The sequence below is a fragment of the Pedobacter hiemivivus genome, from assembly GCF_004331685.1.
Classification (GTDB): domain Bacteria; phylum Bacteroidota; class Bacteroidia; order Sphingobacteriales; family Sphingobacteriaceae; genus Pedobacter; species Pedobacter hiemivivus.
In genome coordinates this window covers 831,064-850,444 of sequence record NZ_SJSM01000001.1, presented here as the reverse complement: position 1 = coordinate 850,444, position 19,381 = coordinate 831,064, and the positions used below count along the sequence as shown (strand labels likewise).

The 19,381-nt window shown below is 36.3% G+C and carries 21 protein-coding genes and 1 pseudogene; 13 read left to right on the top strand and 9 right to left on the bottom strand.

The window, feature by feature from the left end:
* Positions 1-149: 149 nt before the first annotated feature.
* The 7 genes and pseudogenes from EZ444_RS03095 (at position 150) to EZ444_RS03065 (ending at position 4,886) form a co-directional block, all read left to right on the top strand.
* Entirely contained in the window at positions 150-650 is a 501-nt protein-coding gene (locus EZ444_RS03095; RefSeq protein WP_131607104.1) for a hypothetical protein, read from the top strand.
* A 10-nt stretch (positions 651-660) separates the two neighbouring features.
* Positions 661-1,071 carry a hypothetical protein gene (locus EZ444_RS03090; RefSeq protein ID WP_165503508.1) on the top strand — a complete coding sequence of 137 codons (411 nt, stop codon included), beginning with the start codon at positions 661-663 and terminating at the stop codon, positions 1,069-1,071.
* Positions 1,072-1,290: 219 nt separating this feature from the next.
* Positions 1,291-1,821, top strand: a complete 531-nt coding sequence (locus tag EZ444_RS03085; RefSeq protein WP_131607100.1) for a hypothetical protein — start codon at positions 1,291-1,293, stop codon at positions 1,819-1,821.
* A 158-nt stretch (positions 1,822-1,979) separates the two neighbouring features.
* Positions 1,980-2,072, top strand: a pseudogene (locus tag EZ444_RS27560) (secondary thiamine-phosphate synthase enzyme YjbQ); the annotation flags it as partial.
* Positions 2,069-3,271: a beta propeller repeat protein gene (locus EZ444_RS03075; protein WP_131607098.1), complete on the top strand. Its 1,203-nt coding sequence runs from the start codon at positions 2,069-2,071 to the stop codon at positions 3,269-3,271. The pseudogene EZ444_RS27560 and the gene EZ444_RS03075, both read left to right, overlap by 4 nt.
* 74 nt (positions 3,272-3,345) lie before the next feature.
* Positions 3,346-4,299 (top strand): hypothetical protein, encoded by a 954-nt coding sequence (locus tag EZ444_RS03070; RefSeq protein WP_131607096.1) that lies wholly within the window; start codon positions 3,346-3,348, stop codon positions 4,297-4,299.
* A gap of 38 nt (positions 4,300-4,337) precedes the next feature.
* Positions 4,338-4,886, top strand: coding sequence for a hypothetical protein (locus EZ444_RS03065; RefSeq protein ID WP_131607094.1), 549 nt, complete (start codon positions 4,338-4,340; stop codon positions 4,884-4,886).
* Between the two features lie 134 nt (positions 4,887-5,020).
* Here the strand turns inward: EZ444_RS03065 and EZ444_RS27115 are convergent, their stop codons facing one another.
* The 5 genes from EZ444_RS27115 to EZ444_RS03045 form a co-directional block, all read right to left on the bottom strand.
* On the bottom strand, positions 5,021-5,176 hold the full coding sequence (locus EZ444_RS27115) for a hypothetical protein (protein ID WP_165503507.1): 156 nt from the start codon (positions 5,174-5,176) through the stop codon (positions 5,021-5,023).
* Positions 5,177-5,191: 15 nt separating this feature from the next.
* Positions 5,192-5,788, bottom strand: coding sequence for a hypothetical protein (locus EZ444_RS03060; protein ID WP_131607092.1), 597 nt, complete (start codon positions 5,786-5,788; stop codon positions 5,192-5,194).
* Between the two features lie 28 nt (positions 5,789-5,816).
* A complete protein-coding gene (locus EZ444_RS03055; RefSeq protein ID WP_131607090.1) occupies positions 5,817-6,533 on the bottom strand; it encodes a HEAT repeat domain-containing protein in 717 nt (238 codons plus the stop codon).
* Positions 6,534-6,579: 46 nt separating this feature from the next.
* The gene (locus EZ444_RS03050; protein ID WP_131607088.1) at positions 6,580-7,416 is read right to left on the bottom strand and encodes a hypothetical protein; all 837 of its coding nucleotides are present in this window, start codon (positions 7,414-7,416) and stop codon (positions 6,580-6,582) included.
* 92 nt (positions 7,417-7,508) lie between these two features.
* Positions 7,509-8,042, bottom strand: a complete 534-nt coding sequence (locus EZ444_RS03045; protein WP_131607086.1) for a hypothetical protein — start codon at positions 8,040-8,042, stop codon at positions 7,509-7,511.
* 863 nt (positions 8,043-8,905) lie between these two features.
* Here EZ444_RS03045 and EZ444_RS03040 point away from each other — a divergent pair.
* Both EZ444_RS03040 and EZ444_RS03035 read left to right on the top strand, forming a co-directional pair.
* Entirely contained in the window at positions 8,906-9,145 is a 240-nt protein-coding gene (locus EZ444_RS03040) for a hypothetical protein (RefSeq protein WP_131607084.1), read from the top strand.
* 3 nt (positions 9,146-9,148) lie between these two features.
* Positions 9,149-9,706, top strand: a complete 558-nt coding sequence (locus EZ444_RS03035; RefSeq protein WP_131607082.1) for a zeta toxin family protein — start codon at positions 9,149-9,151, stop codon at positions 9,704-9,706.
* Between the two features lie 128 nt (positions 9,707-9,834).
* Here EZ444_RS03035 and EZ444_RS27555 read toward each other — a convergent pair whose 3' ends face one another.
* The 3 genes from EZ444_RS27555 to EZ444_RS03020 all read right to left on the bottom strand — a co-directional run bounded on the left by EZ444_RS27555 (position 9,835) and on the right by EZ444_RS03020 (position 12,060).
* Positions 9,835-11,082 carry a DUF1398 domain-containing protein gene (locus EZ444_RS27555; RefSeq protein ID WP_225874614.1) on the bottom strand — a complete coding sequence of 416 codons (1,248 nt, stop codon included), beginning with the start codon at positions 11,080-11,082 and terminating at the stop codon, positions 9,835-9,837.
* A gap of 249 nt (positions 11,083-11,331) precedes the next feature.
* The gene (locus EZ444_RS03025) at positions 11,332-11,622 is read right to left on the bottom strand and encodes a hypothetical protein (protein WP_131607080.1); all 291 of its coding nucleotides are present in this window, start codon (positions 11,620-11,622) and stop codon (positions 11,332-11,334) included.
* 75 nt (positions 11,623-11,697) lie between these two features.
* Positions 11,698-12,060 carry a hypothetical protein gene (locus tag EZ444_RS03020; RefSeq protein WP_131607078.1) on the bottom strand — a complete coding sequence of 121 codons (363 nt, stop codon included), beginning with the start codon at positions 12,058-12,060 and terminating at the stop codon, positions 11,698-11,700.
* Positions 12,061-12,442: 382 nt separating this feature from the next.
* On the opposite strand from EZ444_RS03020, the gene EZ444_RS03015 reads away from it, so the two are divergent.
* Positions 12,443-12,694 carry a helix-turn-helix domain-containing protein gene (locus EZ444_RS03015; protein WP_165503506.1) on the top strand — a complete coding sequence of 84 codons (252 nt, stop codon included), beginning with the start codon at positions 12,443-12,445 and terminating at the stop codon, positions 12,692-12,694.
* Between the two features lie 284 nt (positions 12,695-12,978).
* A complete protein-coding gene (locus EZ444_RS03010) occupies positions 12,979-13,815 on the top strand; it encodes a hypothetical protein (protein ID WP_131607074.1) in 837 nt (278 codons plus the stop codon).
* Between the two features lie 62 nt (positions 13,816-13,877).
* Here EZ444_RS03010 and EZ444_RS03005 read toward each other — a convergent pair whose 3' ends face one another.
* A complete protein-coding gene (locus EZ444_RS03005; protein WP_131607072.1) occupies positions 13,878-14,471 on the bottom strand; it encodes an RNA polymerase sigma factor in 594 nt (197 codons plus the stop codon).
* Positions 14,472-14,624: 153 nt separating this feature from the next.
* Between EZ444_RS03005 and EZ444_RS03000 the strand changes: the two genes are divergently transcribed.
* Positions 14,625-15,764, top strand: coding sequence for a FecR family protein (locus tag EZ444_RS03000; protein ID WP_131607070.1), 1,140 nt, complete (start codon positions 14,625-14,627; stop codon positions 15,762-15,764).
* Between the two features lie 223 nt (positions 15,765-15,987).
* On the top strand, positions 15,988-19,374 hold the full coding sequence (locus tag EZ444_RS02995) for a SusC/RagA family TonB-linked outer membrane protein (RefSeq protein ID WP_131607068.1): 3,387 nt from the start codon (positions 15,988-15,990) through the stop codon (positions 19,372-19,374).
* Positions 19,375-19,381 lie beyond the last annotated feature (7 nt).

The following is a 19,381-nucleotide window of genomic DNA, read 5'->3' as shown; positions in this document are numbered from 1 at the left end:
AAACAAATATGGCTCTGGTCTCGGGCAATGTTAATACATCGCCTATATTTAGTTTTAAATATAGCCATAGCCTGCACTGGGCTTTAGAGGACATAATTTTAAGTAAGTTTGGATTTAAAAAAAATGGTTATCATTAAAAAATCGAGAAAATGCAAAAAGTAGAAGTGCGTACAATGGTAAAAAAGACAGAGTTAGAGGCCAGTCCTAAACTTTCTTCCAAAGTGAGAGAATACTTGTGGCAATATATTTTTGATAATTTATTGGTTCAAAAGAAGATAATGGTTGATGATAAATACAACTATAGTGTGACATTAGATTTAAATAAATTTAATCCGGAAATCCATAAATTTTTCACCGATTCACCCTTTAATACGGATGTTAATAAATTTAGGCCTGAACCTAAATTTAATCAGCAAGGCAATCTAAAATTTGCCAATATAAGAGTGGTCTCTAAGGAAATGGAGAAGGATATTTCGCCTACTGACTACGCAAATATTGTATATGACGCGTTCGGTTCATTTTTAGTCCTTATTTCTAAAAAAATAGATAAATCGGAATTAGGCGAACTTAAAAAAGGATTAGACTATGAATATATAAACAGTTTTAATTATCCTGCGACAATCGAAGAATGCAAGTTCTTTATGTTCTAAATAAATGGGTATGCTAATAAACAAAATAGACTTTTATACGTTGAATTTACCTTCTAATCTTCATCGTGTTTTGGAAGAGGAGGGAGGATGGGAATCAGAAGAATTTTTGCCTTTTTTTATAGATGTCGATTTAGTTGAAGGTGAGTCAGAAGATGGAGATCTTTTGTTTTCTTTTCAATTTAGTCCAAGTGGTGAGGAGTTTGAAGAGTTGAATAGAATTATTTCTTCAAGAGGGTTTGACGAAAATGGATATGGTTGGACGGAATTCTTAATGAACGAAATTGAAAAATTAGACCAATATTTGATAGAGGATTTAGGGGTTGATCCGGAAGCAGAGACCTGTAGCATCGTTACTACTTCAAGAGCTTCTTTTGAAAAGTTATTATCTTATTTGACGAAAGTGTTTCAAGAATTGATTTGATAAAATAGAAGTTTTTATCCCCCAATAAGAACACTACCTTCAACGCAGGAGACGATTTGGTGCAATCAAAAAACAAAGGATGCTAAAATAGTTTTACAATAAAAACGAATGGATTTAAGTAGAGAGTAAGGTGTATTAAAAAAAAACGATCCAAATGTGAAACTTACTAATAAACATCATTAAATCTTATGAACTACTTTTAAAAATAACAAAAAAAATATGAGCTATATATATGTTATAGTTGATTGTGAAAGATTTTTAAGTTTTGTAAAGAGAATAGCATTAAAACATAAAGTAGATTGCTTTTTCGAATACAGATCTTCAATTGATAGAACCAAGACTAGTTATAAGCAGGTTGATTTTAACTTAGAAAATTATAACAGCTTAATAAATGAAGAATACGATAGATTTTTTTTTATTTCAAAGGAGATATCTGTTGATGATGACTGGAGCTTTTATGATAAAGGTATTCTTGAGTATTCAATTGAAGGGACTGGGGGAAGGCAGTTAAGTAATGAAATTGAACTTATCGAATTGAGATTGATAGGTGAAAATCCAGATAAAGCTATCAAATCTTTCTTTAATGCGATTAATTATGGATTAAAGAAAGACGAAGATTTTTCACAAGGTATTGGCCCTTCTAGTCATCGTAAAAAATTTTTTTATTTAAATGAAGTAGCTGATAATGGCTTTGAGATATGGAATAATTTGAAGAATAAAAATGTTGCCCTTACTATTATTAAGCAATAAGGATAGATCAAGTTCATTCATATCTATTTGAGGAGGCGTTAAGATATGTTAACCCCTTCCTTATAGATATTTTTGTGTATTAAGTAAATTATAAATATTTAAAGTAGCTAATGTAAATTATGAATATTGAACAAGCTTTAAATGAGATTTTGGAGGAATTAGGTATCTGGCAAGGGATTTACCTTTGTGAACACCGTGACTATGGCGGAGAAAGGAATTTAGTGATAACTGCCTGGGGTGAGCATATATGATTAATGAAGTTGATTTTAAACAGTTGGTTGCTAAAGCGCAAAAAGAAACCAGGGAAGTCGTTAAAAAGGTTGGTGATAAATTAAAAGAATATAGGGATAAATATTTTAGTGTTATTTTTCTATTGCTGGCCATATTCTTTAGCTTGGAATCCTGCCAACATAAAAAAGCAAATAGGAGTTGGGAGTTAGTAGATTTTAATAAAATACCGGGAGAGACACTCCTCAACAATTTCTTTGATGCGTTAAGTAAATACCGTTTTAACCAGATTTTAGTGCTCAATAAAGAACATGTGATTTTACTCGGTGACAATAGTGGTGATAGCGATGAAGATTATGCAGCTAAGGAAAAGGAAGCGATTGTTTTTGTATCTGCGGATGGAGGAAAGACGTTGAAAAAACGTGTTTTGGGTAAAGGTACGCTTAGGGAAGCCGTATCGGTAGGCCGTATCGTGGTTTTAGTGAACGAAAATGGGGGCTCCAGTCAGCTGATTAAAGCACTCCCTTCATTTGAGAAATGGGAAGTAATTCAGGAATTTAAAAACGAAGAAATTAATAATATCAACTTTTACTCTACAACGGTTGGTGTGGCTTCATTTTACCGCGAAACTTCAGATCAGGAAGCGAAAAGCGAGATCAGGTATACTTTAGATGGCGGCAAAACCTGGAAAAATATGGGTCTGCATGTGTCAGATGGTTTTGGCGCGTATGTTTTTGCTTCAGCGAACGAGATCGAATACATCGAAGCAAACCAATTGATAAGGTTTAATTTCATTACCGGAGAACGAACCGTTTCCAGCCAGAAAATCGCTCCTGAAGGATATGTATGTGAGGGCAGTTATTTTAGGGATCCGGTAAGCAGGGAAACCTATACCTATCTGGAAAAGGCATCGAATAAGGAGCTGTCATTAAAAAATTTAAAAACTCAGGAAGTAACGCCATTGCCTAAAGGAAGTGATCATCTGGAAATTTTCGGCGATTATTACCATACGATGGTAAAAGAAGGGGCTTACTATAATTATGTTTGGACAGCAGATAAAGGAAAAACCTGGCATACGGAAGAATTACGGGATTTCTTTGTGACTCCAAGTCCGATGGGTTATTACGGCAAGGGCTATACTTATGCATTGGTTACGCTCTTTAATGCAAAACCTGAAGCCAAAAAAGGCGGCCGGTTTGCCATCCGGAAACCTAGTCAATAGCGATGCATTCCGTCCGAAGCCGAGATCTTCACACAGTTGTCGATTACGTACCCAATATTATAAAAGAAAGATTTATGTATTATAATAAATTGTTAACAGCGCTTTTTCTGATAGTTACTATGAATAGCTGCGCACAGGAAAAAGGGAAACAAAATAAAAAAGTGATGGAAAAAGAGATCGTAGAATTTCAAAGCAGAATGTATGACAAAATAAAGAAATTTGATAAGCGACCGCTTTATTCTCTACAGGTAAACAAGAACAACTGCAGGGGATTGGTTTTGTGTAATGACATTCCACATTGGCTTACTTTTTACGAGAATTATGGAGAAAGTATGAGCCTTTACTTAAATAACTACATTCCAAAATCAGGTACGCAAATGATTATTGTACAGGTGTTTCCAAAGGAGGGAGAGGAGTATATTGCCGCGAATGCCGACCTTGATCTAAAAGTGTGGTATGCTGCTGATAAAGATGAAGGCGTAGACGCCCATCGTGTCCTGGCCAGCGCTGAGTTACCTGAAGACATTGGCGACCGAAAATTAAAGTACTTTGAAATAAAGATACCTTTTAAAGCAAGGGTCCCCTTTGATTTCAGCAAGGATCTGGAGAATGCTCAGGCGCTGAAAAATATAGCGGACATAGAACAAAAAGTGGTAAAAAAGTATCAGCAGCTTAAGGAACTTTTAGTAAAAGGTGATGGCTTGTCTTTTGCAAAAGAATTTGAATACAGTGATTTAAAAAGTTGCACCTATTTATATGCAAATAAAGCGGAACTGATCGCCGTAGATAAAAGGGATAATGCTGACATTAACAGAGCAAGATTGGATGTTAAAAATAGAAGGGTACATCCGATAGCAAATTATGAGATGGTATTTTTTGCTGGCGGGAAATTAGTGCTTCTAAGGACGGCTAAGGGTAAGAAGGACATGCTAAGACTTGAATATGATACAGAAGCCGGAACAGATGGTGATGAAAAACCAGCTATTTTATACCTGCCGGCCGGTAGCACTGAATTGAAGGTCTGGTAACATATTGAACGTTTGGTAACATATATAAAAAAAACTGTTTGAAGAAAGATACTGAAAAAGCGGGTATAGATTCGCTCGATAACGAAGTCCCAATTAAATTGTTCTCAAAGTTTCCTGTAATTGGCGAGGGCGAGGAACTGAATGTTCTTGCCCAGGAAACTCTTTTTGGCTGTATTATTTTTCTCACATGCCTTGCCTCTGTTGTATTTTATCTGATCGATGTAGGTTTTCTCGCTCTCTTCATATTTAATTTAGTCGTTATTACAGTGGGGTATCTATGGAATTATAAATACAATTTTCGTAAAAAACCAATATTGAAGATTAATAAAGAGGGGATTACCCATAAGAACTCTTTTTATGAATGGCATAGGATACATAATATGGTTTGTGCCGAAGAATATAATGGAGAAAGAGGTGTATATGATGCCACGTATATAAAGTTTAACTATGGCAACGCAATTAAAACAATCTATATTGATGGGTTATCTAAAACTAAGGACGAAATCATTCATTACATCTGTTCTTTCTCAGCATCAGGTTTACGACGCACGGGGAAGCGAAGGGACACTTTTAACAATGAAACATGAACTTGGTCTGAAGATCAGCAGCGAGGGACTACAATCTAAATAACATTTTTGGTTAACTTAACTTTTTGATGTAGCACACAAGATTGGTTCTGTCATATCTAAATTGATATGTTTTTACTTTAGTCTTTGAAATCCTAAATTTCATCAATACTTTCAAAATGAAATTCAAGCACTTCGTCGTCATCGGATGACAATAATTCATTTTTAAAACCAAAAATACCATCGTCCGAATCTACCAGAAGCAGTAAATCTTTATCGTGTTTTTGCAGTGATTCGATTTTGGATTTCATAGTAGCCAATTTACGTCAATTTTTATTCCGATCTGGTGGTGATGGGACAATATCTAACGGAAAATTTCTTTCAAGACTAACCAAATGTTCATAATGGCCAAATTCGGGGTAATGCTCATATAGTCCATCTGTTACAAAGATTTCACTACGCACATAGTCATGAATTTTCTCATGCCGTTCATCATACTTGCGATAGTTAACGTGTCCTTTTTGATCAAATACAAAGTGTAAGCGGTAATCTTCATTTTCGTTGCTTTCAGTATTAAAATGATAATACCAGACCTCTTCCAAAAAGATCTTACCTGCATAAATTTCAGTAGGGGAAAAGAAATAGCTCAGATAAACCCGTTGTGCCCTGTCTATGAAATTAGCCCTGATGTGTCCACCTTTTAAGACCAGGTAACAAAAAAGCTGATTTTCCTTAAGTAGGGTGAGTTCATAATGCAATCCATTTGTATGATTTACCCTTGCAATGTCCTCTGCAGTCATCGCCCCGGTTTCGTATTTCTTTTTGTATTTCGTTTTATTGGAGAGATCTAATCTTCCTATCAGCTGGGCTTCTGTCTGAAGCTTTTTTACTGATGCCCAATAATTCTGATATTTTATTTCCATACTAGCTGATAAATGATATTTTCTCTGATTAATAGGCTTCTAGCGCAGCTATGGCTTTAACTTTTGATGCTTCGATATCCCCCGTTATGTCCCCATATTTAGACTCCTTTAAACCTAGTTTCTTTTTCAATAGCTCCTGAACCGTGATGATCATTCCTTGCAGTGCTTTCTCCTCCTTTTCTTCTGGAATTGCTTCCTTTATGTGTTTCAGAATTTCTTCCTTAGATTTAGGATGGTTGAACCATATTTGCCGCATTGCTGTGGCAGCGTATCCTCTTAACTGAGGGTCGCGGTCAGTCAGTAATCGTTCATTTAAAACTTTCAAATCAATTTTGGTTCCTATCCAGCCCAATACAATAATACTCCTGTAACGCAAATCTGCTTTCGGAAGGGCAATGTTTTCCAGCGCCACTTCTTTCGCATGCTTACTTCGTAAGTTCCCTAATAATTGAATGACATCTGCCCTAAGTGAAATGTCTTCAATACCGCTTGTATATTTTTGATAAAGAAAAGAGGAAACCACTTCTTTATTCCTGTTATTCACTACTTCCGAATAGAAGAATGATTTGAGAGTGCCCCTTAGCTGGTCCGACAGATCTTTGTCCTGTAAGATCAGGTAATGGAAATCCAGAAATTCATCGCTGTCCGATGACAACAACTCTTCTTTAAAATCGAAGATAATATCATATGGATTTTCAGATTGTTTTAGTGCTTCATAAGAAGCGTATAGGTTTTTTATATCCATTCTATTTTTAATGATTACTAGACAACACCTGTTATTCAATTAAATTTCAGCAAGTCATCGGTTCATAACTTAAACCTTTGACCTTATTTTTTACCAGCAGCTGATATAACTTTTGAGAAATGATTGTGGCCCTGACGGTAAAGCCCCCTGCTCCAAAAAACTCTTTAGTCTCAAAAAAATCAAGGTCACCCGGTGCCGACTTAAAATCTGGATAAAATCCAACTCCGTTCAGGATATATTTGTTGATTCCCCAGCCTGCAACGCTTTCTATTTTATTGATATGGTGTGCTTTAATATCCAGATCAGCTTCAGCTATTCCCTGAGGGACCAACTGCAACACGCTTTTCAACACGCTATGTGATTTATACTCCAATACAGGGAGAGATTTTATCCCCAGGGGTTCAAATATAGCTTTATAAACTTGAGGTTTAACAAAGATCGAATCCTGTATCCAGAAAGCGGAACCAATAGATGAACTGCCCCAGTTCGGTTCCTTTTTCAATTTATAACTTCCTATTTGCCTGCCTTTCAATATGCCAAATTCTGGATCTGTATTTTCAATTTCAAAAACATCCTTGAAATAAGGATACAGGTCATAAGGAAATTCATATCCAGCCGATTCCGGTTGGGGATAGCCAACCAACTTCGCTGGGTAAACATGTAGAAACGAAGAGCCGCACCTGTCTTTTTCTGAAAATTCAGTTTCCAAACTAATCGAACTTTCCCATTCTTCAGCAATGATGTTCTTTATTTCCGCAAGTTTAGCATGGTCAGCATCGACTAGAAACGCATCAAAACCTGGCTTTACATCTATTGCCAATACTCTTAATTGCTTTAGTTCCTGCTTACTAAAATCTTTAAATACCCGGTATCTTATTTTCATCGCATTATGAATATGAATGGCCAAACCAGTTTTTTATGCTAACACTTTTTACCGTTACCCCAATCGAACAACGCCAATACACTAAGATTTAATTAACATTTACGTATAAAACCCAGGTTACCTTTATAAATAGTTTTATAAAATGAAGCCGGTAAAACCAGCTTTTTAATATAGATCAGAATTTCTTTTTCCAGCTTCTTTTTATCTGTTTCACTCATTCTGAAACAACTGATATTTTCCCCTTCCTTCAATATAGTTTGAATTTTCCCCTTACCATCTACAACAAAAGAAAAGCTGAACATGATTTTATCACAATGAGTACAGTCGGATTTAATCCTTTTCGAAGCTAGAAATGGATTCAGGCAATTGGTCATAAAATCAGTGTTGATTGTGGACCAGTTTATTGCTTGCGTCGCTTGGTTTGCATTTATTGATATACTATCCTGGATTTTAGCAGTTGGCAAAGGCGCTTTAATAGCTGTGACTCCCGGTATTGTTTCGGTAGCGCCATCCGATCCTTTTTGAGCTGGGCTTTTACACTGACACAGGGTCAATATATAGAAAAAGCTAATGCAAAAAGCACGTGCGGTTTCCTTATATTTCGGTAAGATATGTTTGCTTTTCACAATTCCTAATATAAGATTTTTATACTTTTTATGAAATCCAGAGGTAGTAACCTTTTATAGGGTTCTTCCTATTGCATATAAAAAATTCAAGCGGAGTAAGCACCATATATACAAATGACGGCAATTTTATTAAACTATCCTATTGTATAATAACCATCCTATCTTTTAATATATTATGATTATTTGTAATTTCTTTAGTTTAAATATTCGATCTCGAACCACCCTCTACGATGGACTACATCCATCATGCGCTCATTATGTAAGGTATGCGAAAAGATGGTCTTCCAATTTACGAATAGAAAATTATGCCCCTATTATTGGACAATGATCGAGATAATAATCGCGGTTATTCTAACGCTCATTCTAGAATGTTAAGTATCAAGCTCATATGTCAAGCCAGAATTGATAAGGTCGTCTAGATAGATTTTTAAAATTATTATTTTCTATTTTTGATAACTTTCCTTATATTATTCATCATCAAAACGTACTTTGATTTCAATTAAATGATGTGTTAAGCAAGATAACTACCTAAAATCAGGTAGATTGTATGTGCCCGATTCGGTGTCCTTTTTTTGAAAAATGTATAGACAAAATATCTAAGTAATTAGATAACAGCATATTAAAAATGGAAAGACAGATCCTGCCACTCTGACAAACATTAAAAGCCTTTAGATCGTAAGATTTAAAGGCTTTTTTGATTTAACACGTTTTTTGCTATGCTCAAATACGTATCGCTAGCTTCCTTTTATTTCAATTGAAATATTTGAAATATTTGTAACATAGTGTTGCTATATTTGATTATTCAAATTCTGCATAAGTTGAATATGTTTAGATAATGGTATCTAACAAATAAATTTACCACTATGGGAGTTTCTTCAGTTGTTGACCGCCTTTTAAAAAACATGGGAAATATGCATGAATTAGGACGTCAGAGGGCGTTTGAATTAGGCAATCCATTTTATGCTCAGTTTGCTGAAGATGGCGGTTTATGGCGTAAAGAATTACCAAGTGGTGAAAAATTCCTTGTCTCACTTGAAGTTATTACTGATGAAAATGATATGCCTGTGGAGGTTAAGGATACTATTATTAAGAAATTGGACTAGTATATGCCAGAGCTAATCTTCGTAGCTGGTTGCAATGCCGCTGGTAAATCAACATTTATTAGAACCCGGTTAAATGAGCTTGAAAGTTTTAAGATTTTGATGACCGATGTTTATAAGTCTCGAACAAAGGATTTAGCCAAACAAGCGATTGATAGTGGGAAAGATGTTTTGATTGAAACTGTTTTTAACGATGCATCCTTTAAGGATATAGCAGATTATGCAAAGAATGTCGGTTATCAAACCTCATTAGTCGTTTTGTTTTTAGATAGTTTGCAGCAATCCATTACCAGAGTAGCCTTACGTGGTATGCAGCAGAGTGGGATAACCATTTCAGGAAGTAATATTAAAATTAACTTTTATGAAAGCTTTAAAAATATTGCCAACTTCTTTTTTTATTTTGACCGTTCCGATTTTGTATATACTGGTGAAGGCGAGGTAAACCAATTGATTATGAGTTTTCATAATAGTGAACTCATTAACTACCATTCTAGCAATTTGACATACCCTCAGAATTTTGTTAAATATGGTATTAGTAATGAAAGGATAGATGCAGATCGTTAATTCCCATTTTAATAGATAGCCTATGATGTCATTTACGCAGAATTTGATGAAGAACAAGAACGGTTAACATATAGATATACCGTAGAACTTTCTGGAAATTCTATAGTACACGTTGATTAAAATCAATTTCATTCGGGTCCTGGAATCGATTCTGTCAGGATGAGCTGATCTTTCTGATCATAATAAGTGCAGGTCATCAATGATAAATTCACTATCCATCTATCTATCCCTGTTTCTGCACAATGTCTGCAAAAACTGAGGTAATCCGTTTGCCCTGCCTGATGCATTTTTAAATACTTCCTAAACTTTTTCTTATGACTTACAGCAGCGACGACTAGAGGTTCATATTGTGCCTTGGAGCTGAGTTGATGGCCATTATTTCCAAAATACTGGGTATGGCTATCGGATACGTAGGTCACAAATTCTTGTACTCCTAACTTTTTGATCGCTTGAATGTACTGGGGAAAATCTGCTCCGCTTTTCACTTTCTCCTGTTCCTGCTCAATCTGCGCAATTGTAAAAGATTCATCCTGTAAATCGGTGGATATGGCTTTGAGTTCAATTTTAGGTTTATTAAAATGTTTAGAATCCCTCACAACTGACATATCATCCCATTTTTCTGTCTGTTCCTGATCTACTATTCCATCCGCGATTACTGCTCTGAATACAGCAACAGGATTGAAGGTTTTACTATTGATGATCAGGTTACCAGAAAATGTCTTTTGTATAAACTGAAATGAAAACATAGAAATGCATAAACAGCCTGGTTCTATTTCAAAACTAAGTTCCTGCGCAGGAATAACGTTATCTCTTAAACCGTTTGGAATTTCAATCGACTGAATCGGACACATCGTTCTATTTCCATAAGTAAGGTCAAACATCCCCACAGCGATGTTTAGCAAGCAGGAAGTCGCTTTTGCTGGAAATTTCATATCCTTTGAAACATGCATTTCCGGCAACTTGATGGTCAGGATATTTCCATTGATGGTCTGCTCAGGTTGCGCAAAGAAATTATCCATTACCGGTGAATCCGCATTAAATTCAAAACCATTGAGCCGATCAAAACTATTGGTTGTAAAACGATAGGTCTCAGATTGAGCGTCGAATGCCTGTTTCAATGCCTTTTGTACGTCTGTTCTAAAGCGATAAACCATTGTTCCATCATAAAAATCTGTGATGATCTCCGTTGTAACGCTCCGGAATTGTTCTGCCAGCGTACTGGCGATCCCAAATTGAGTTGCTGCTTTGTGTGTGTTTTCAGTTTGCTTCTCCTTTGTCAACCTGGATTTGCCTGTAACCAATTGCATGTTGCGATACTTCTTAAAAACAGCAGGTCCTATTACACCTGTCAGGAATTTTCCGTCAAATTTTGCCATGATCTATATGTTCTTTATAGCTAAACACCTAAGTTAAGAAAAGGTTTGGTTAGCGTACTATAAAATTTCAAGTTAAAAAAAATAAAACAGTAATCAAACTCTATGTTTTTTATTGAAAAAGTTGGAGTATAGTTGGAGTATACTTGGACTATAGTTGGAGTTTTATACTAGTCAGACCGATCTCTGTCTTGTCCGGTCCTAGCTATAAAGGTTGTCCCTTTGTTCAGGTTTGCTCCAAAACCTTTCTGTTCATCCATTAGGTGGCTGAATTTCCAGTTTCCTCTTTTCCGTATATATAAATGCCACGTTTATAAATTGAACGAGTTGGGTGTAAAAGTATAGCATATCGGCATTTTCATCTCCCTCGGTAAATCCGACTGAGTTATTCACCCATCCCTTATAGAGTTGCCAAGCCTTTTTCCTGATTTCGTGGAGATTATTGTTGTCAAAAAAGTCGTTCATTACGTTTAATGGTTTTTCTAATTCGTAATCTGATAGATTTGAGGGCTGGTAATCCAGTTTTTTCATGATACTTTCCATAATCTTATTTTTAAATCCGTATTGAATAATGTAATTGGTTGCTAATTGTAGACTCCGGTTGGGTTAACAAATTTATTATAGCGCATCGCCTGTTGAGTTGCAAACCGTAATGAAAAAACGATTGTTGGCTATAATAGCTTCCTCAATGGCTTCTTTAGCATGACAGAGGATTGTAATTACACCTTGTTTGTAATTTCCATTTGTGAAATCCTGTACCTCATGATCAATTCGGGTGTTGCTCTCAGTGACAAGCAGCAAGCAATAATTGCAATGAAAGGTATCGGCTTTTTCTTTAAAACAGCCCTGATCATCTTGGGTATAAGTGTTTTTAAAAAAGCTAAAGATTTGAAGAGGCTTGAATTTTTGGACAAGCTGATCGATAAACGCTCTAAAGTAAATCGCGTGGTCTTCTGCTGGGGATAAGATTTGTAGTTCCATATATTGATCTCATTTAATTTTAACATTAAATAAGCCTAGAATAAGTGGTTACCCGTAAAAAGAATAGGGTTGGTAACTCACTTAGTCTAATGTAACTTGGCTCTGACAAAGCCACCCTTTCTTTCGAAAGGGCTCCCACAAAAGACATAAGCGAGCACCAACCCTATAGCAAATATAGGGTTTTGGCTGCTCAACTTACTCTCGCGGGATTAAACTGTCAGATTTAGTTGCGAGGCTTGTAAGCAATTCTTTATCACTAATGATAGAACTGCAATTTTAATATTCGTTCGTTTTTTTAATTCATATATGCAAGATCAGTAGTATTTATGTTAATAGCAAATTTGCTATTAATTAATTTGTTTTATAGGTGTCTATTTGCCTTGTGAAGTATTTAAAGGACGAAGATTTTATTAAGAAATTTGGGCAAAAGTTAAAGCAAATTCGTGAGGGGAAAGGGATTTCTCAAGAACAGCTTTCTTTGCTTACAGAAGTATCGCAAAGCCAAATAGCTAGAACAGAGCTGGGACAAGTTAATACCAGCATTAGCCATGCATCAACTTATGCCAAATTTTTGAAAGTCAATCCAATGGAGTTGTTTGATTTTACTGATTTAAAAGAGAAAGTTAAGAAATAAGACTTATAAAAAAGAAAGCGGGAATGATCTCCGACCACTCCCGCTTCATCTAAATTAACGCTCTCATATATAAAGACGTTAATCTGGGCTAGATATTGTGTTATCGAAGATAATTGTGAAACAGGTTATTTCTATGCAGTTGCCGCCTGAAAATGAAATACGAAACCCAAAGCCCAATTGAAGGTGAAAGAATTGATGAAATGAAAATTATATAATTGATCAAATTGCGCGGGCAGATCAAATTTTCAATGAGCTAGATATACTATAGTTATCTTAGTGAAATTATGGCCAATATTCACTTTCAAAATAAGCTTATCCTTTGTTTATTCTTGATCATATTTTCATCCTGTAAGCATGAAAAAGTATATCAAGCTGCACTTTTTGATATAAAAGTTAATTTAAATGAACTGCCAGATGGTAAAAAACCTATATTTTCCCAGCGGCATCTAAAAAGCAGGGAACAAAAATGGATAGGGGGCCTATTCGGATCTAACCAATTCACGGAGTGGAACGAAGTGCTTTACAATGGTACAGTTATCAGGATAAATCCCCAGGTTGCGGCCCCCTTCGACTCCGAATCATCAGCTTACCCTTCTCAGGAGCGTTCTCAATACGACTTTTATGACGTTACCTATATTAATCCAGCCAAAACAAGTTTTATTGCGCGCATTTCCGGTCCAAATAGTATTGGAAATAGATTTTATTTATTCACTGCACAAAAATCGGGTTTAAAGGTCTATAGTATAGACAGACCTACCGTTATAAAGGGCGACGGACAATGGGAGAACCGTGATATGCTGAAGATTGGACCTAACTTGTTAATGGTAGATAATGACTATATTTTTAACCAGAAAACCGGTAAAGCTTATGAAATAACCCGGTCAGGAAAAGACAGAATCCGGGGGGAATTTGCAGCATTGTCACCAGATAAGCAAACTATAGCTTTTACAACAAGTGAACTGCTATACCAATGCCATTATCCCAGCGGTAAAGTCTATAGCGAACCAATAGACGACCAGCAACTGTCTAAAATCGTTAATAATAAAACAAAAGATTGGCCATACAACTATTTCACTTGGATTACTGTGAATGGCAAAATGTTTCTGCATCCAACAATCTAATAATTTTTCTATTCGGCTAATCGAAAATTTAAAAGTACTTTACACTGTTACAACCAGTAGATCTATCTAATTACGAGGGCTAGAAACACTGCTAAAGGAATGCCTAAGTCCTTTTTAACTGCATCACCTAGTACTCTCATTGATTTCATCATGTGTTTTTTAACTGCATTGCGCGATATACCTAAGAGCTCAGCAGCTTCTTCATAGCTTTTATACTCTTGACGGCATAGTCGAAAAACTTCGCGGTTTTGTGGTGTAAGTGAAGTTAAGATCGTTTGCAAATATTCCAGGTAGTCTTTTGTTTGTAAATCCTCTTCCAACGAATCTGTTAGTACATAATTGCTTAAAATAATATTTTTTGCAGTCTGGTCTATGGATGATCTTTTTAAAAAATTTAACGTGTGGTTTCTCGAAATAGTAAATAAGTAGGATTTGAAAGCGACCCTATCCTTCAGCATTTCTTTGGTTTCCCATATTTTAAGGAAAATCTCTTGAGTTAGATCATCCGTTAACTGTGGTGATTTGAGGTATTTATAGATGAAACGATAGACCAGTGACTTATAATGCCCATAGAGCTTAGCAAAAGCATTAGTATCACCATTTGCGGTTAACTGCAGTAACTCAATCTCATTTACCAATGCTGTTTTTATAGCCATTCTTTCATTTTACCAGGGATATCGTATTCAGACAAAATAATAACAAGGCAATAATAAAAAATTATAAATTAATGATTAGTATTTTTTTTTACCAGAAGGGTACCCTAGGGTTGATGTTAGATTGTCTGGTATACATAAGCAGAGTTTAATAAAATGGATCAGACAACATTTCAAAAACAATTGATAAATCGGTATGTAAAAAACCTGGCTACTTTAGATGAGTTAGAGGTTATCGACTATTTGATAGCCGAAGGAACGTTGGATGACCTGCTCATGTTGAATATGCAGGAAAACTGGGAAATAGAAGAGGCTGCATTTGCGGCGGAAGTAAATTTGGTTAGACCACCTGTACCTAAGCTAAAATTATGGTCCCGGGCAGCAATACTTGTTGCCGCTTCCATAGCTATTATGGTTGTAGGCTTATATCTGTTTAAGTTTTCCGGTATTGGGAGAAGTGCTGGAGATAAAGAATCTTTAGTTGGTGAAATCGCTCCAGGGAAGAATGCAGCAACACTTACACTTCCTAATGGTAAAAGCATAATTTTAAATGGTGCCAAAACGGGAGTTGTTATTGATGTTTCAAAAGTTGTTTATAATGATGGTACCGAACTGACTGAAGCCTCACAAAAGGGGATGCAAATTATTAGCACTCCAAAGGGCGGTACGTACCAGGTTTATTTACCAGATGGTTCCAGAGTATGGCTCAACGCGGCTTCCTCCCTTAAATTTAGAACAACACTTGCAACAGAACCTCAACGTAGGGTTGAGTTAAATGGTGAGGCTTATTTTGAAGTTGTTCATAATAAGAGAAGTCCATTTATTGTAACTACAAATCAGCAGGAAGTACAAGTCTTAGGCACCCACTTTAATATTAATAGTTATACAAATGAACTGGTTACCAAAACAACGTTGCTGGAAGGATCAGTAAGCGTCAAACCAATTGGAAAGGCCGAACAGTTGGATCAAATTAAGAATTCTATTGTACTTAAACCGGGCCAGCAATCTGTGGTAAATAGTCAAACATTAAAAATTGTACAGCTGAATGCAGAGAATGAGATTGACTGGAAAGAAGGTGATTTTGTTCTGGAAAATGAAATGCTGGAAAGCATAATGCGAAAAATAGCAAGATGGTATGATGTAGATATTGTGTATGCAAAGGATGCACCATTAGACTTACCACTGAGCGGAGCAGTTTCTCGTTCAAAAAATATTACATCTGTACTTGGATTGATTGAATCTACGGGGAAAGTTCATTTTAATATAAAAGGAAAAACAATAACCGTGTCCAGGTAACATGATTTAATACATATTTTATTCACAAACTAAACCAACCAAAATGAAAAAAAAACTACTCGAAACTGGGTAAACTGATCACACGTATAGGTAATTCAAATAAATGGCCGGAAAGTGTTGTAGCACTGTCCGGCCGGGATTTGAGTCACCTTTTCCGACCTTAAAAAGGCCGGAATAAATAATCGCTTAACTATTCAGTATAAACTCAAACCAATTCAAAAGTATGAAATTAAATGCTTTTAAACCAGGTATGCCTAAATGGCTACCACCTAAACTTTTATTAATTATGAAAATGGTCATAATTATAATGACTGCTACCTTTTTACAGGTGAGTGCTTCTTCTTTTGGACAGAAAGTGACGCTCACGGAAAGTAACATCTCACTGGATAAATTATTTAAACAGATCAGAAAGCAAACAGGCTATGATTTCATATTTGATACCAGAATTATGAAGTCTAGCAAACCTATTGATGTTAAATTTCTGAATGAGGATTTATCATCAGTTTTGAACAAATGTTTATCTGGTCAGCATATGACCTTTGAAATTAATGAACATTCTATTGTGATTAAGGAAAAGGAGCATTCTTTTCTTGATCAGTTGATTGAAAAATTGAATGTCATGGATGTTAAGGGAAAGATTGTTGATGAAAAGGGCAGGCCAGTTCCAGGGGCTTCTATTAAAATTAAAAAGTCAAATTCCAGAGGAACAATCAGTGCTTCGGATGGTAGTTTTCGAATTACAGGCACTGATGGTGATGTTTTGATTATTAGCTATGTAGGTTATAAAACACAGGAAATAAAGTTAAAACCAAATCAGTCACTTCTAACGGTTACACTTGAGTTGGAGGTGAAAAGCATGAACGAAGTTACTATTGTAAATACAGGATTGTTTAAAAAAGCTGATAAGAGCTTTACGGGGGCATCGACTACAGTTACCGCTAAAGAACTGAAACAGTTTGGCAGTAGGGATCTGATCACTTCGCTCCGTAATATCGATCCCTCCTTCAATATTATTGAAAGCAATACTTTTGGTTCAAATCCGAACCGGATGCCCGAAATTCAGATCAGGGGAAATTCCAGTATCCCCAATGTAAATGATCTCCAGAATGAAAGCCGTGTAGGCCTCAATACCCCACTGATCATATTGGATGGTTTTACTTCCTCCCTGCAAAAGATGTTAGACATGAATCCCGAGGAAGTGGAATCCATTACCCTGCTTAAAGATGCTGCTGCAACTGCTTTATACGGTTCGAGAGGAGCAAATGGTGTGGTTGTGATCATCACAAAGCCACCTGTTCCCGGAAAACTCCGGCTTACATTTAACTCGAGAGTTGCTATTGAAGCTCCTGATCTTTCCGATTATCACCTCTTAAATGCAAAGGATAAACTTGATCTGGAATGGAAAGCAGGTTATTACGATAGTAAATTTACACAAGGGTCTGATGTACTGCTGAAAAGATATTATAATTTTTTGCTGAATGAGGTAAATCGTGATGTTGAGACTGATTGGCTGGCTATTCCATTGCGTAATGGGGTAGGACAGCGGCATAATTTGCGGATTGAAGGGGGAGATAATGCTTTACGTTATGCTGCATCCGCACAGGTAAATAATATTGAAGGGGTAATGAAAGGCTCTTCAAGGAATACATTTAACGGAGCAATCACTTTATCTTATGTTTATAAAAACATTCGGTTCAGAAACAACCTTCAGATACAGCAGGGAAAATCAAATGAATCTAAATATGGATCCTTTGCCGATTATAGTAAAATGAATCCATATTGGAGGCCTTTCGATGAAAATGGAAAAGTGCTAAAGCAATTGGGGCATCCCGGGAATTATGATTTTGGTGAATACTGGGGAGTTCTTGAAACCAGTCCGCTGTACAATGCAGGGTTAAATACCTTCGATAAAAGTGAAATATCAGAACTCACAAATAATAGCTCTATTGAGTGGAATGTACTAAAGGAGCTGGTAATTCGGGGACAATTTGGCATTACAAAAACAACCATGCAAACGGATAAATTCCGACCTGCAGATCATACCGCTTTTGCAAATTATGCACCTGAGGATATTTTCAGAAAAGGTGATTACAATTATGGTATAGCTAATGGATTAGGCTACGATGGTGCATTAAACCTTTCTTACTCAAATACATTTGCAGAAAAACATCAACTTTTCGGTGGAATGGATTTGAATGCCCGTCAAGCCAAAAACTCTAGCTATAATTTTGTTGCAGAAGGTTTTCAGAATGAGAACTTTGATTTCATTACCATGGGCTTGCAATACAAAAAAGATGGGAAACCTACTGGAACCGAGGGGATAACCAGGGCAGTAGGCTTTACTGGAAATTTGAACTATAGCTATGATGACCGCTATTTTGCAGACGGAGTATTTCGCTTAGATGGCGCCTCTCAATTTGGCTCAAATAAAAGATTTGCGCCTTTCTGGTCGGCAGGACTGGGATGGAATATTCATAATGAAGCGTTTTTTAAAGACAATAAGTATGTTAACCGACTAAAGTTAAGAGGCTCAGCAGGTATCACAGGCTCCCAGAATTTTAGTGCCTACCAGGCGCAATCAACTTATCAATATTATACCGATCAGCGTTACTACAACTGGATAGGTGCCAACCTAATCGGTCTTGGTAATGAAAACCTGCAATGGCAGCAAGCTATGAAGTACAACATCGGTATAGATGCAGAGTTCCTAAGCAGAAGACTGAAAATTGTTGCAGATTTCTATAGAGAAACAACTAAAGATTTGGTTTCTTCCGTTAATTTACCTGCTTCCAATGGCTTTTCTTCCTACGTAGATAATATTGGTCGCCTGGAGAATCGAGGATATGAATTAAAAGCTACCGGATTTTTACTGGCTAATCCGGAAAAAGTGGTTTGGAGTGTTTCCGCTTCGCTAATGAGAAACAAGAATAAAGTACTCGAAACGTCACAAGCCTTGAAAGACGCCCAAAAGGCAATTCAAAACGGAACTACTACCCCAGGAGTATTGTATGTTGAGGGGTATTCCAGTAAAACGATATGGGTGGTTCCTTCGTTGGGGATCGACCCAGGTACAGGGAAAGAATTGTATATGGGTAGGGATGGTTTAGCTACCTATGTATGGAATGGAGCCGACATAAAGCCTGTTGGTTCTGCTGAGCCAAAAATGTTTGGAAATTTTAGCACCATGGTCCGCTATAAAGACTTTGCGATCAATGCTTCTTTCAGGTACAATAGTGGCGGACAGCAGTATAACGAAACTCTTGTGAATCGGGTAGAGACTGGGAATTATAAGTATAATGTGGATTCGAGGGTCTATTATAGCCGATGGCAGCAACCTGGTGATATCGCCGCTTTTAAAGGTTTGCTTGTAACCGGAGCCACCAGTAAAACCTCACGTTTTGTACAGGATGAGAATACAATTGTTTGCCAGAATGTTAACCTGCAGTACGATTTAAGATCAAAACCTTTGCTTAGGAAGCTTGGGATGCAGGCGCTAAATTTAACTGCGGATGTTTCTGAGCCTTTGTATTTATCAACCATCAGAAGAGAAAGGGGAACTGCATATCCATTCTCCCTACAGTTCTCATTTAGTATTAACGCAACGTTCTAAAATCGAT

Bases quoted from the DNA above. Each gene is read 5' to 3' on its own strand.
- EZ444_RS03060 (WP_131607092.1), bottom strand. From the start codon at position 5,788: ATGGAAATAAAATATCAGAATTATTGGGCATCAGTAAAAAAGCTTCAG.
- EZ444_RS03020 (WP_131607078.1), bottom strand. From the start codon at position 12,060: ATGGAACTACAAATCTTATCCCCAGCAGAAGACCACGCGATTTACTTT.
- EZ444_RS03005 (WP_131607072.1), bottom strand. From the start codon at position 14,471: ATGGCTATAAAAACAGCATTGGTAAATGAGATTGAGTTACTGCAGTTA.
- EZ444_RS03075 (WP_131607098.1), top strand. From the start codon at position 2,069: ATGATTAATGAAGTTGATTTTAAACAGTTGGTTGCTAAAGCGCAAAAA.
- EZ444_RS03085 (WP_131607100.1), top strand. From the start codon at position 1,291: ATGAGCTATATATATGTTATAGTTGATTGTGAAAGATTTTTAAGTTTT.
- EZ444_RS27115 (WP_165503507.1), bottom strand. From the start codon at position 5,176: ATGAAATCCAAAATCGAATCACTGCAAAAACACGATAAAGATTTACTG.
- EZ444_RS03050 (WP_131607088.1), bottom strand. From the start codon at position 7,416: ATGAAAATAAGATACCGGGTATTTAAAGATTTTAGTAAGCAGGAACTA.
- EZ444_RS27555 (WP_225874614.1), bottom strand. From the start codon at position 11,082: ATGGCAAAATTTGACGGAAAATTCCTGACAGGTGTAATAGGACCTGCT.
- EZ444_RS03070 (WP_131607096.1), top strand. From the start codon at position 3,346: ATGTATTATAATAAATTGTTAACAGCGCTTTTTCTGATAGTTACTATG.
- EZ444_RS02995 (WP_131607068.1), top strand. From the start codon at position 15,988: ATGAAATTAAATGCTTTTAAACCAGGTATGCCTAAATGGCTACCACCT.
- EZ444_RS03025 (WP_131607080.1), bottom strand. From the start codon at position 11,622: ATGGAAAGTATCATGAAAAAACTGGATTACCAGCCCTCAAATCTATCA.
- EZ444_RS03035 (WP_131607082.1), top strand. From the start codon at position 9,149: ATGCCAGAGCTAATCTTCGTAGCTGGTTGCAATGCCGCTGGTAAATCA.
- EZ444_RS03055 (WP_131607090.1), bottom strand. From the start codon at position 6,533: ATGGATATAAAAAACCTATACGCTTCTTATGAAGCACTAAAACAATCT.
- EZ444_RS03010 (WP_131607074.1), top strand. From the start codon at position 12,979: ATGGCCAATATTCACTTTCAAAATAAGCTTATCCTTTGTTTATTCTTG.
- EZ444_RS03000 (WP_131607070.1), top strand. From the start codon at position 14,625: ATGGATCAGACAACATTTCAAAAACAATTGATAAATCGGTATGTAAAA.
- EZ444_RS03040 (WP_131607084.1), top strand. From the start codon at position 8,906: ATGGGAGTTTCTTCAGTTGTTGACCGCCTTTTAAAAAACATGGGAAAT.
- EZ444_RS03095 (WP_131607104.1), top strand. From the start codon at position 150: ATGCAAAAAGTAGAAGTGCGTACAATGGTAAAAAAGACAGAGTTAGAG.
- EZ444_RS03090 (WP_165503508.1), top strand. From the start codon at position 661: ATGCTAATAAACAAAATAGACTTTTATACGTTGAATTTACCTTCTAAT.